The organism is Hydrococcus rivularis NIES-593, assembly GCF_001904635.1.
GTDB classification, from domain to species: domain Bacteria; phylum Cyanobacteriota; class Cyanobacteriia; order Cyanobacteriales; family Microcystaceae; genus Hydrococcus; species Hydrococcus rivularis.
In genome coordinates, this window is the sequence record NZ_MRCB01000019.1 from 26,775 (window position 1) to 40,199 (window position 13,425).

Below are 13,425 nucleotides of genomic sequence, written 5' to 3' on the forward strand. Positions count from 1 at the left end.
TTATAGAGATTTTGTGGATTTCAGGAAGTTTCGCACTTGGCATTGAAATCTCTTCGCTTCCTAAAATCTGAATAATCTAAATTTCACATTAAAAATTTAATAAAAGAAAAATTTCTTAACCTAAAGATTAACTTGTCCTGTTTCACTTTTCACTGTATGAGATCGTTTGAACTAATACAAATAGTACAAAGGACAAATGACTAATGACCTGATGATTAATGCGGAGACCTAAGTAATGTCGTGGACAGATTTTGTTGTACGCTTACTGGTTGCCTTTATCCTTGGTGCTGCGATCGGAGTCGAGAGGCAGTGGCTCAAAACAAGAGCAGTACTCAAAACCAATGTTTTAGTATCTCTCGGTGCAGCCATGTTTGTCATGATGTCGGCTATGACTCCGGGCGATGCGAGTCCGACGCGGGTGGCTGCTCAAGTCGTTTCTGGAATAGGCTTTCTCGGAGGAGGCGTGATTTTGCGCGAGGGTGCTAGCGTGCGCGGCATTAATACAGCAGCGACTTTGTGGTGTGCAGCCGCGATCGGTACGCTGGCAGGTTCGGGTTTTTTCTTGCAAGCTTATATCGGAGCAATAGTTGTTGTGGGAGCCAACTTTCTTCTGCGACCGCTCATTCCTATCTTTCAACAAGTTGATGGGAATGGCAATCTAGCGGCACAAACGCAACCAAGCATCAACTATCGCTGTTGGTTGATCTGTCAAGCAGAAGATGAAATGAACGTTCGCACTTTGTTATTTCAGTCACTTAGAGAGAGAGAGCTGACGCTGACTGCAATTCACAGCAAAATGATAAGAAGTGGGGATCCAACTCAATCGTCAGTAGTAGAGATTCAAGCCGATTTCTTCTGCGGAGAGAATGCTGATGAATTAGAACTGATAGAGCAAGTATTAAATACGCTCAAGCAACAGACAAAAATCGATCGCGTTAGTTGGGAGTTAGTGCCGAGCGATCGCGAATAAAACTTAAATATCGAAAAAAAAGATAGCAAAAAGCGTTGCTTGACTTAGTTTATGACGATTATATCGGAAATAACGTAAAATTTAATGTAAAATAATGTAAAGTATAATGTAAAATTTAAGTGAAATTACCGATGGACAACAAGCCGTTATTTATGGATAATTAAATTTTCGGTAATGGTAAGGTTAAGATAAGCAGAGAACAAAACTCTCTTGTGCTGGTGAGAGATTCGCAAAATGTATCGTGCTTGAGCCAAACCTGCGGGAAGCCAATCAAGCGTTAGTGCGAGTTACCAACTAGAAGAGCTAGAGTTTTTGCTGAAAAATTTACGTATTCTTGCCGACTCAACGATATCGATCGCATGTGATTTCGATCCGACTGTAGCAATTGTTATATAGGAGCGCGGGGAAGCCATGGTAGGCAACAAAATCCAAATCGACAAAAAAAAATTAGTTCTTCTCGCCTACGTTGCTATGCTCAGTTCGATCGGTTTCGCGATCTTAGTGTTTGGTAGCCAAGGTACATCCGACCCTTCTAAAACATTATCAGGTTTGTCAAAATCGCTCACCAGCCAAGACATTCAAAGACGCATGAGCATGGGCGAGCGAATTTTGGTGACGGCGGATAACAGTCCCGACAAACAAGCGGCAACTAAGGCATTCGCCAGTCGCGACTATACCAAAGCCGTCGAACTACTTAATTCGTCGCTGCAACTCAATCGCAACGATCCGGAAGCCTGGATCTATATGAACAATGCACAAGCAGCCGAACGAGGAGATTCGATTGCTATCAGCGCAGTTGTGCCTATCGGTGGAAATTTAAATATTGCCAAAGAAATCCTGCGAGGCGTGGCTCAGGCTCAGCACCAAATCAATCAAAAAGGCGGGATTGGGGGAAGACTCATTCAAGTTCAAATTGCCAACGATGAAAACGATCCAGAAGTTGCCAAAAAAATAGCCGAACAATTAGTTAAAAAACGCCAGATCCTAGCAGTCATCGGACATAATGCTAGCGATGCTTCGATCGCGGCGGCTCCCATCTATCAAGCGGGAGGCTTAGTTGCGATTTCTCCCACTAGCAGCGCTAATGAGCTTTCAGGAATCGGAAGTTATCTATTTCGCACGACTCCCAGCGTTAGAGTCACTGCCGAGACATTGGCACAATACACCGTCAAAACCGCACGCAAATCGAAAATCGCCATATGTGCCGATTCCACAGATAAAGCCAGTGCGTCTTTTAAAGAGGAATTTATATGGGCTGCCGTAGCGGCTGGGGGTCAAGTAACCGATACAAGCTGCGATTTTGCCAACGCCGATTTCAACGCGACAGAAATTCCCTCAAAAGCCATTAGCGATGGAGCCGATGCTTTGGTGTTAGCTCCTTCGATTAAGAAAATCAATCAAGCGATCGATGTAGCGCAAGCGAATCAAAATCGACTCGCAATGTTTGGCAATCAAACTATGTATGCATTTGAAACCCTAAAACAGGGACAAACGAATGTTAATGGGATGGTATTAGCAGTGGCTTGGCATCCAGCAGCTAATGGCGACCAGACTTATTTGAAAAATGCCAGAAATCTTTGGGGCGGCATGGGAAACTGGCGCATGGCAACTGCTTATGATGCAACTGAGGTGGCGATCGCGGGTTTGAAGTCCGAGCCGAAGCGCGATGCTTTGCAAAAAGCTTTGTCCAATTCTGGCTTTTCCTTCAAGGGAGCTACGGGAGAAATTCGTTTTCTCCCCTCTGGCGATCGCTATGGAACAGCAGTACTGGTTAAGATTCAGCCCGGAAAAACCTCTGACACGGGTTACGATTTTGCTATTCTCAAGCCAGCCGTCAGCGGTCAGTTACCAGTTAATCGATAAAGAGCAATAGACTATTAGCGCCAATAGACAAGCGCTATTCCTCCTGTCAGTAGCTGGACGAGCACGATAAGCCCTACGCAAGCCGACCAACCGCCTAGCGACCAGACAAAACCAGGAAGTATTGCACCAAGACTGCCGCCTATATAAAAGCAACACACGTAGAGTCCGGTGGCTGAAGATCGTCCCTCTTGGGCGACTGCGCCAACGTAGCTTTTGGCGGCTGACTGACAGACAAAAATTCCTGACGAGCCGAGCGCGAGTCCGATAATTACCAGCCACAATTTTGGCACTAGCGTAATCATTACGCCTACGCCAGCCGCCGCGATCGCGATCGTCAACACAAGGCGATAGCCAATCAAGTCAAGCCATTTTCCTACTATGGGCGTTACCACAGCACCAAGCAAGTAGACGAAAAAAATTGCCCCTAGAGCTGTGGTTCCCAAATAAAATGGCGGTGCCGCCAAGTAAAAACTAACGTAGGTAAACGTACTAACGTTGGCAAAAAGCACGTTAAATCCCACCGCATAGGCTGCTAAGAGGCGGGGATTGCGCAGATGCATGCCAAAAGCACGCACCGAGGCGATTAGATTTTTCTGACGGACAAAATTTCGCGATCGCGGTAGCCAAGCCAAAACCACAAAAACACAAACTAAGTTCAAGCACCCAAGAATAACGAAAGCCAAACGCCAACTAAAACGGTCGGCAACCACCCCACAGAGAAATCTTCCCAAAACTCCGCCAACGATATTACCAGTAATATAAGCAGATATTGCCGAGCCGACTCCAACATCTGCCCACTCCTCACTAATATAAGCAATTGTCACCGAGAAGATTACTGCGATAAAAAGACCTTGTACAAAACGCCACCCAATTAACGCATCCAGATCGGGGGCGGTTGCCGTCAAGAAAGTTGGTATAGAAAGCCCAAAGATCGCCGCACCGATAACATCCTTGCGACCTAAAACGTCAGCAAGAATACCAACCAACGGGGCAGCCAGACCAACTGCAATCGTCGTTGCGCTAACTGTCAGACTTACCTCCACTTTAGAAGCATGAAAGACTTGCGAGAAAAGAGGAAGAAGCGACTGCGTAGCATACAGATTGAGAAAAGCGCTAAAGCCTGCTAGGGCTATGGCTAAAACTCGTGTATTGACTTTTTTAAAGAAATGGCTCAGCAAAATAAAAATCGTAGATCGAAGCTATTAAGCAGTAGCTAAGAGCGTTGGCTTAGAAACTACAGGTTGACTGCTCATACGAACTCGGATGAGATGGCGATCTCGATCCTGAAAACTGGTACGACCATGAAGTGCTACATGATTGTTGCAGATTGCTAAAGCATCGTCGCTCATGTAATATTCCACCACGTTCGCCTTGTTTTCTAAAACATCAAGAAGAACTTTTAAGGCATTGCGAGCTTCTGGGACATCGAGATCCCGACGAGATTGAAATCCCTTCTCAAGAGTATCGTAGCGAAATCGAATAAACGGTTCGTTACTGAAGATAGGGGCTAAAGTAGTTTTGACCGATCCAATGGTTCCTGCCTCTGTAAAGGTTGTGGGAATCCGAAATGGAAACTTGAAGGTTGATAAGGTCTCATAGGCTTTGCGTCCTTGCTCTGTTTCGAGCAAACGATTCTTGACCTCGCGACTATCGCAGATGAGAGATTTTCCGCCACCACATCTGGCTGCTCGGACAACATACAGTAGAAAATACTTTTCTGGTCGTAAATAGTATTGCGTATCTGTATGGAGATCGGCACGATCGCTGTGTTCGGAGTAGGTGGCAAAATATCCGGCTGGAAGATACCGAGGCTTTACATCCCAAAGCAGTTTACCGATACGAGGGTCGGTTGGCGTAGGGTAACCTAGAGCTAAACTCAGTGCATAGAGTAACTTGTTGCGATCGATTTCAGAAAACGAACATAGATGGGTTCGATCCAAAAAAATAGCACAGTATCGGTCGCTCAGAAGCTGTTTGAGGTTTTCTTGCAAAGCCTTAAGCTCAGCACTAACAGACAAAACCGCTTGGCGAAAAGTTATCTCGTTAAAGTGAGGATAAAATCCTTTGGCAACCGGCTTGTCGTAAAACTCGTCAATTGTCTCTGTGATTTTTAGACCAATTTTGTTCCAGATATCCGAAAATGCAAATCTACCTATTCCTGGAGCTAAATCTTCTTTGTGGAAAAGCATCACACTTACTAAGTTAGGTTGATAATCTACGATTCAACTGAGATCTTGTACCATTCTCAACAACTGCTGCTGTCATTAATTTCTTGTTCGACCGAAAAAGAATTTCAGTCTATTTTAATCGAGTTGAGTTTTGAGCCTAGAACTTTAGTTCTAGACATTAATACCAAAGATACAAGATCTGAGATTCAAGGCAGTTAGGAACAAACCAACGGAAATCGTAGCCCCAACGTTAAAAATTATAATTTTTGGGCACCTTGTTGATTAAACAACTAATAAGTGAAGGATGAGTTAATAAAAAATTAAATTTAGATTAAAAACTACAAAAGTCCAAGATTTTTTTATAAACTAAACCTTATTTAATTATTAACAAATCAATGAATTAAAAAATGATTGAAACCAAATTTTAATGCTTAGAAAACTAGCCAGAAAAATTGCCTAGTACAGGTCAATTGCTTGACAGGCGATCGAGCCTTTAGTCTCTGCTGGCGATCGCAAACTGGCAGAATCTTTACTGAATTAGTTAAAGATTTCGTTAAAATTTACTGTCATCGGAGTTGGAGAAGAGTAAAGCCATGAGCCAAACCCAAAAAAATCGTCGCGTTAAGTCTCCCCTTGCATTGACCCTTGCGATCGCTACTTTGACAACTAGCTTTCTAACTACTGCTTGCGACACAAGCATGCTTACTGAAGGTGGCGGGGCACCCCCAGCTTCCCCAGGAGCCTCTCCCGATGCCGCGACTGGCAGTGGCGAGGGATTAAAGTTGGGGGCACTACTGCCAATCACGGGCGACCTAGCATCGATCGGACAAAATATGCCCGATGCTGCCAAGTTAGCAGTAGACACGATAAATGCCTGCGGAGGAGTCAACGGAAAACCCGTTACACTAATCGCCGAAGACGATCAAACCGATCCGGCTGCTGGTGCGGCAGCCATGACAAAACTGGCAGAATCGGATCGAGTTGCTGGCGTTATCGGTTCGTTTGCCAGCAGCGTGTCTGGTGCGGCAGTCGATATCGCCATCCAAAACAAGATTATGTTAGTTTCTCCGGGCAGCACCAGCCCCGTCTTTACCGAACGCGCCCAAAAAGGAGAGCTGCAAGGCTATTGGGCGAGAACGGCTCCTCCCGATACCTATCAGGCACAAGCTCTAGCAGCGCTGGCAAATAAAAAAGGTTTCAAGAATGTCGGGACTGTCGTCATCAACAATGACTATGGCGTTGGTTTCGAGCAGTCATTTATAAAGTCTTTTGAAAAACAAGGCGGCAAGATTACCGATAAAAGTAACCCCGTTCGCTACGATCCCAAGGCAGCGACCCTCGATAGCGAAGCGGCTGCTGCTTTTGCAGGCAAACCCGATGCCGTCGCCGCCGTCCTCTATGCCGAGACGGGCAGTTTGCTACTAGAAGCTGCCTACAAGCAAGGATTGACCGAAGGCGTAACCCTGCTTCTAACTGATGGGGTTTATTCGGAAGATTTTGTTAAGTCGGTGGGCAAAACCAGCGACGGCAAATCGATTATTAGCGGTGCTTTAGGAACGGTTCCGGGAGCTGACGGGAAAGCATTAGCCAACTTTACCCAGCTGTGGAAAGAGAAGACGGGCAAAGAGGTAACGGCTTACGTGCCCCATACCTGGGATGCAGCGGTTCTCTTGATGCTAGCTGCACAAGCAGCTAAAACGAATACGGGAGAGGGGATTAAGAGTAAAATCCGCGAAGTCGCCGGACCTCCGGGTACTGCCGTAACCGATGCTTGCCAAGCCATAGAGTTAGTCAAAAAAGGTGAAGATATCGACTATCAAGGTGCTAGCGGTAACGTCGATATCGATGAATATGGAGATGTTGTAGGAAATTACGATGTCTGGACGGTAAAAGATGACGGAACGCTGGAAATCATCGATAAAGTGTCTCCTGCTCAATAAGTTACAAGTGCGATCGCGCCGATTATCTAACCTTCTGTTTCAAAATCGCGTCGAGCATCGCGAGTAATTTTCTCTCGTCAAAAGGCTTGCTGAGATAGCCAGCAGCCCCCAATTCCCTTGCCAGGCGACGGTGGCGATCGCTACTGTACGTACTGATCAAGATGACGGGTATTTTAGCTAGCTGCGGGTTTTGACGGCAAGATTTGAGAACGCCAAAGCCATTGAGATTAGGCATTTCAATGTCGCTGACAATCAAATCGACGGCTGGATTTTGGAGCAATTGCCGCATGCCTTCTTCTCCATCTTGCGCTTGTATGACTCGATACCCTGCTTTTTGCAGAGTCAAAACAAGCACCCGCCGCGAGGTGCGCGAATCGTCGATCGCCAAAATCGTAGCAGGAGCAGGTTTGGAACCTGCCCCTACGGCTATCGGCATTCGGTCGAGCTTTTGAGCGAGTAAAGCCTCAATATTGATGACCGCGACCAAATTTTCGTCCTCCAGAATCGCGCAGCCAGCGCAGTAACTTGGAGGTGCGATCGCGCTGCCAAAAGGCTTGACGACCATTTCCGGCACCGCCATCAGGCGATCGACGGCTAACTCGACGGCGATTGTCTGCCGACCGAGATCGAGGACGACGACCATAAGATCGCTAGGATCGGTTGTACCTCCAATCCCAACTGGCAGGGGGCTATTGTATTCGAGCAGTTCGGATAGGCGGTAAAGAGGAAGATCGCTATCTTGCCAGTGTAACCACTGCCGTCCGCTCGCATCGATGGAGCATTTGCCTTGAGCTAGCAAAATTTCTCGGACTTGTTGGCAAGAGACGACAAAGGCAGCAGAACCCGCCAACCAAACGAGCGAATTAGCCGTCTTCAGCGTTCGTTCCTCGTTTAAGGTTTCCTGTGGGCCAGCGATTGGGAAAACCATCCGCTCTCGTTCCAGTTCCAAAAACTGTTCTGCGATAGGGATTTCTGCGTCCCATAAATCCTCGTGTTTGACTTTTGTCGTCAAACTGCTTTTGGCGGTTGCCTTCCAAATGCCTCTAAAACCTGCTAAAGCCAGCTGTCCGATAGTAGGAGCCGTTTGAGGACTCACTTGCAGGGTTGCCAGCGTAATTTGGGCAACGGCAACAAACTCGGAGATCTCTAACAGTTCGCCCAAGCTTAAAAACTCTTCGATTTGAGCCATGAGTGCTGTTGCCAGGTTAGAGGCTTTGGGACGAGACAAGATCGCCTCCAGATTTGCCAGCGCTTGAGGAACTTCCTGGTTCAACAGCGATTCTGTCTCTTCCTCCTCTCGCTCCAGGTCATCATCGAGCGCCAGTAGTTCTTCTAGCTCGTCTGGCACAGGAGTCAGGTAGGCTTCGAGTCGGGTAAAAATGGGTTCCGCTTTGGCGATCGCGTTTGCCCCCTCCTCGCGATCGGCTTGAATTTGGGTCAGCAGAGATTGGCGCAGACATTCATAAGCCTGCCAGAGCAGATCTGCGAGTTCGGAATCGACGATCGGCTTTTCTTGCCACACTCGACGAAAAAAATTCTCGAACCGATCGGCTAGAGTATAGATGTCGGTTAATTTAACTTGGGCTGCACCACTCTTGATAGTACTCGCCGCCCGCACCAATCCATAAACATTGGTAAGGCTGAGGTCATCAGGGAGTTTTAGCAACGTTTCTTGGAGCTGCTGTAGGAGTTCTAGCGCTTCCTCGACGAAGAGATGATAGGCTTGGTCGTGGAAATCGGGATCGAGGGTCATCGTTAGTTTCCTGTCATCGTCTATTGTTTAGAATTCAACGCATAGAATTCAAAATCCGGATGACTATGGCTTTTCGCTCTGAAGTTGGTGGGCAACTGCTGCTAGCTTGTTGAAGGACTCGACTACTGCCATTGATTGCTCCGAGGTTCGGCTGGCAAGATTGGCAACATTGAGAACCGATTGGCTTGCCGAGGCGGAGGTTTGTGCTTGGCGATCGGCAGCTTGGACGATCTCCGCTACTAGCGCGTTCATTCGTTCGCTGACGGTGGCAATTTGCTGAAGCGCTTTTTGAGTTTCGCTAACTACCTGACTTTCTGCGATCGCCCTGTCATGTCCGGTTCCGATCGCGGCAGCCACTTGTCGGGTTTGTGCTTGGATCTCCTCGACCAAAGGAGCGATCGCGGCAATATCGGCGTCCAACTGCCGCGCCAAAGCCAGCACTTTTTCGCCGATTGTCGCGAATTCTTTGCCTGCCTCTCCGGTTCTCGCCGCTTCCAGGGCTGCATTCATTGCCTGAAGCTTCATCTGCGATGCTACCTGAGAGAGCATATCGACGATCTCGGCAAGCTTGCGAGAGGGTCGATCGAGACGCTTGACTTGCTCGGTTGCTGCCAATGCCGTTTCTTGAATGGCAGCCATCCCTTTAACGATACGACCCATCGCCCGTTGGGAAAACTGGACGATTTGAGCGACCTGCTGCTTGTGCATGTCTACTTGTTGGGCGCTGGCGCTCGTGGTTTGGGCTAAATTGTTGACTTCTTTAATCTGATTGTAGGCAGCCGTCACCGATTCCATCTGACTCATCGCTTCGGTCGAGAGGGTTTCGACGGCAGTCTGGCTATTTCTGAGCAGTTCGGCAACTTGAGCCAGAAGCACTTCTTTTTGTTGGCGCTGTTGGTAAGCCAATCCTTCGGCTTGGTGGTAAGCTTGCTCTACCTGAGAAAGCAGCCGTGCGTGGTCGAGGGCCAATCCGACCTGTAGGGCTAGCTGGGCAACGAGATCGATCTCGGCTTGCTGCCAGGTGCGGTAGCTAGAGCACTGATGGGCGATTAGCAACCCGAATAACTGATTGTCTCTAATAATCGGAGCTACTAAATTCGCCTTGATTTCTAACCGTTCCATTAACTGCAAGTGTTCGGGATGAAACCCCGCCTCGAAGACGTTGCTAGTGGGAACGACGCGACCCCTTAGATAAGCTTGACGCAACTGTTCGGGAATGCAAGGGTCTTCAATTCGATGTTCTAGGGCATGTATCCAGCCGGATAGCACGGATTCGGCGGCAATATAGCCGCTCCAGTCGGAGTTGAAGCGATAAACGACCGCGCGATCGGCTCTAATGGCTTTACGGATTTCTTCTACCGTAGTGTTGAGAATGCTTTCTTCGTTGAGCGATTCCCGAATGCGGCGGGAAAGGTAGGCTAATAACTCGGTTCGTACCGCTTCGGCATCCATGCGCTGGAGGAGTCTGGCTTGGTCGAGGGCAAAACCGACTTGCATCGCTATCTGGGTAAAGAAATCGATTTCTGACTGCTGCCAGTTGCGCGGGGCAGAGCATTGATGGGCGATGAGCAACCCGAATAATCGCCCGTCTTTGAGAATAGGGGCAACTAAATTGGCTTTGACCGCAAACGGTTCGAGTTGTTTGAGGTGACATTCGGTCAGGCCAGCCTGGTAAATATCCGGCGTTGCCTGTACCCGACCCGCTTGATATTGCTCGACATAGCCTTGGGCAAAGCAGGGGTCTTTGATGCGGGCGTGAATTGCCTTGGGCAATCCCGGTACTACCGATTCGGCGACTACGGTTCCGTACCATTCGTCGTCGAAACTGTAAACGACGACGCGATCGCTTCTGATTGCCTTACGCACTTCGTCAACCGTCGTTTTGAGAATGTCTTCCTCGACTAAAGACTCGCGAATGCGGCGCGTGATTTCGATAAATAGCTGTGCGCGATCGAATTTCGTATCTAACTGTTCTAGCGTTTGCGTGTAGTCGAGGGCAAAACCGATTTGAGTTGCGATTTGAGCCAACAAATCGATTTCGGCGGACTGCCAATAGCGAGGCGCAGAGCATTGATTGGCAATCAGTAAGGCAAACAGCCGATTCTTTTTAAGAATGGGAGCAATCAGATTTGCCTTGACCGCAAATCGCTCCAGCAGCCCGATATGACAATCGTTAAGACCTGCGTTATGAATATCGTCGATCGCCTTGACGCGACCGTTGCGATAGAGTTCGACATATTCCTCTAAACAGGCATCTGAGAGCGTCGCCCACAACATTTTCGGCCAGCCCGCCGCCACCGATTCTTCGACGATTACCCCCTCGACGTTAGAGTTAGCGTCGAAGCGAAAGATGGCTACGCGGTCGGTTCTGAGGGATTGACGCACTTCTTCGACGGCAAATCTGAGGACTTCTTCTTGAGAGCGCGCTTCCCGCAGGCGACGAGTAATTTTCATCAAAATTTGAAAGCGTTCGGCTTCGGCTTCTTGTTTCCAAAGTAGGTCTGGCAGTTGTTCGTCGAGCAAGCTGAGGTTTGTTTTCAAAGCCACTAATTCATCTTTGCCCGCTACGCGATCGCGAATTCTCGTGTCTTCTCGCCGCAGTCGATTGACCAATTGATTTGAGGTTTCGGCGGCATTGAGAACTGGTCGCAAGGTTCGATTGGCGGCAATTGCTGCGATCGCGCCAGCAATCGCGGCGGTGGCTGCCGTTCCCAATCCCAGGAGGGACAGTTGGTTCTGGAGTGCGAGTTTTTCTGCGAGCAATCCGGCTTGCTCTAGCTCCTTCTGGAACGATTGATTGCCGATATAAGTAGCCGTCCCCACGATGAGCGGAGGGATCGTGCCGATGGCGATCGCGATCGCTAATACTTTCGATTTCAGACTCTGCTCGCGTTGCCCGCTCTGCTGCCGCCTCGGTTCTGCTTGCCGCTGAGGCGCTCCTAATTCGGGACGAGGAGGAAGATTGTCGATTCTCTGGGCAGAATCGGGAGGATTGTCTGGATTTTTACTAGACTTTGGGGACGGAGACTGGGACATAAATCGAACCTCGCTTGGAGCAGTTGACTAAAATTTCTTTTTTTGCCCGCACTTCTAGGATAAAATCCTATCTACTAACCGATGAAGATTTTTGCCTATTTCTTTTTGGCGATCGTCGGAAGATGGCTCGCTCTGGCAATTACATTCATCCATTCTCCCCACCAAAGACACAAACCCCAGTCGCCACCAACCGCAAACCCCTCGCGCTACCCCCGCCCGATTGAAAACGTCAACGAAACAAGCTGGCAGATGTCCTGGGACTGCCGATCGTTCGAAGGTTAACTCATGATAATTCAACCATTTTCCTTTTGCGTACCAGCCGACGCGATCGCCAAAAGCTCTCCAAATCTCGTAATCGAACTCACTGGTTCCCCCCAATTGCTGATAAATTTGCTTCTGGGAGCTAAAACCAAAGCGTCCGTTGCTATAATCCTGCCAGATGCGATCGATCGTATATAAATCCGTGCAGGGAAATTGTTCGATCGCGTTGAGATTCAAACATCCCTCCTGTTCGCGACGGGCGACTCGCAGCATCAAATTCCAGGTTTCGCGATCTGCCTCTCCATAGTTCCCTGTCGCTAGTAGCGATCGCAGTTGGCTGTAATCAACCGTCATGGGTACAGCGCGTCGGGGGTCTCTTAGTTGGGGGAATTGCTGGCGTGGGTTTTCCGACCCATCATCACTAGCGTTGGATTGTTCTTCTTTGAAGCAAGTGGTATTTGGAAGGACGGAAACGGTAGGAGTCAGATTTTTTTTGTCTGTTAGCGTTATCGTTGGCGTTAAAGTCAAGGCTTGCAGGACTTCTGCGGCAGACTGAAAGCGATCGCTCGCTTCCCACTGCAACATTTTGTTTAGGATAGCTTCTAACTGGGCACTCACCGAAATGCCCCGCTCTTGCCAGTTAAACTGCTGGCGCTCGACATCAAAAAGCGGGTCGCCCTCCTCATCGGTTGGGAAGCATCCGGTTAGCAATCGAATGCAAGTCATAGCTAAACTATAGAGGTCGCTGGCAGGAGAAACGCTTCCTCGCATTTGTTCGGGGGCGGCATATCCTGGCGTTCCAGTAATCGGACTTTTCCCAATAGGGAAGTCAGCACTTAGCTGTTGAGAACCGCCAAAATCGATTAATACCAGAGACCTCTGCGATCGCCGGATAATATTACTCGGTTTGATATCTCGGTGAATGATCTGTCGTTCGTGAATATATTGAAGAACTGGTAGCAACTCGACGAGAACTTGCCGCACTTTTTGTTCGCTAAAAGCTCCGCTTTCTTTAGCTTCTCTATACAAATCAAGCCCTTCGATAAATTCCTGGACGATATACAATCGTCCCTCCTGCTCTGTAAAAGCCAGTAGTTCTGGAATCTGAGCGTGTTGACCCAATTTTTTGAGGATTTCTGCCTCTTGCCGAAACAAAGTTAAAGATTTCTGGTAAGCTTTGCTGCTTTGGGGAAGCGGATAAAACTGCTTGATAACGCAGGGATTGTCCAACAAATGTTCGTCCACTGCTGCAAACGTTCGAGCAAATCCCCCAGATCCAATTTGGCGAACGGCTCGATATCGAGCCGCCAATAGCAAGTTTGCACCGCATCGCTGACAGTTCGTACTGTTGTATGGATGATGATAGAGGCAATTAGGATTCATGCACTGGCTGGTTTTCAAGGCAGTCATCCTCTTGCTTTTTTAATAAATGAT

Annotated in this window: 8 protein-coding genes; 3 read left to right on the forward strand and 5 right to left on the reverse strand. The window is 48.3% G+C overall.

All coding sequences use genetic code 11. The features are described 5' to 3' along the window. Window positions 1–235: 235 nt before the first annotated feature. Window positions 236–970: an MgtC/SapB family protein gene (locus tag NIES593_RS15285; protein ID WP_073600399.1), complete on the forward strand. Its 735-nt coding sequence runs from the start codon at window positions 236–238 to the stop codon at window positions 968–970. 411 nt (window positions 971–1,381) lie between these two features. Then, window positions 1,382–2,833, forward strand: a complete 1,452-nt coding sequence (locus NIES593_RS15290; protein WP_073600400.1) for an ABC transporter substrate-binding protein — start codon at window positions 1,382–1,384, stop codon at window positions 2,831–2,833. 14 nt (window positions 2,834–2,847) lie between these two features. Here NIES593_RS15290 and NIES593_RS15295 read toward each other — a convergent pair whose 3' ends face one another. Both NIES593_RS15295 and NIES593_RS15300 read right to left on the reverse strand, forming a co-directional pair. Next, window positions 2,848–4,011 carry an MFS transporter gene (locus NIES593_RS15295; protein ID WP_073600401.1) on the reverse strand — a complete coding sequence of 388 codons (1,164 nt, stop codon included), beginning with the start codon at window positions 4,009–4,011 and terminating at the stop codon, window positions 2,848–2,850. A 24-nt stretch (window positions 4,012–4,035) separates the two neighbouring features. Then, a complete protein-coding gene (locus tag NIES593_RS15300; protein WP_073600402.1) occupies window positions 4,036–5,022 on the reverse strand; it encodes a TauD/TfdA family dioxygenase in 987 nt (328 codons plus the stop codon). Window positions 5,023–5,594: 572 nt separating this feature from the next. Between NIES593_RS15300 and NIES593_RS15305 the strand changes: the two genes are divergently transcribed. Continuing rightward, complete coding sequence (locus tag NIES593_RS15305; RefSeq protein WP_073600403.1) at window positions 5,595–6,941, forward strand: ABC transporter substrate-binding protein; 1,347 nt, start codon at window positions 5,595–5,597, stop codon at window positions 6,939–6,941. A gap of 22 nt (window positions 6,942–6,963) precedes the next feature. Here the strand turns inward: NIES593_RS15305 and NIES593_RS15310 are convergent, their stop codons facing one another. From NIES593_RS15310 to NIES593_RS15320, 3 genes are all read right to left on the reverse strand, one after another. After that, window positions 6,964–8,694, reverse strand: a complete 1,731-nt coding sequence (locus NIES593_RS15310) for a response regulator (protein WP_073600404.1) — start codon at window positions 8,692–8,694, stop codon at window positions 6,964–6,966. A gap of 63 nt (window positions 8,695–8,757) precedes the next feature. Continuing rightward, window positions 8,758–11,730 (reverse strand): methyl-accepting chemotaxis protein, encoded by a 2,973-nt coding sequence (locus NIES593_RS15315; protein WP_073600405.1) that lies wholly within the window; start codon window positions 11,728–11,730, stop codon window positions 8,758–8,760. A gap of 54 nt (window positions 11,731–11,784) precedes the next feature. Further along, window positions 11,785–13,401 carry a serine/threonine-protein kinase gene (locus NIES593_RS15320; protein ID WP_073600406.1) on the reverse strand — a complete coding sequence of 539 codons (1,617 nt, stop codon included), beginning with the start codon at window positions 13,399–13,401 and terminating at the stop codon, window positions 11,785–11,787. Window positions 13,402–13,425: the final 24 nt, after the last annotated feature.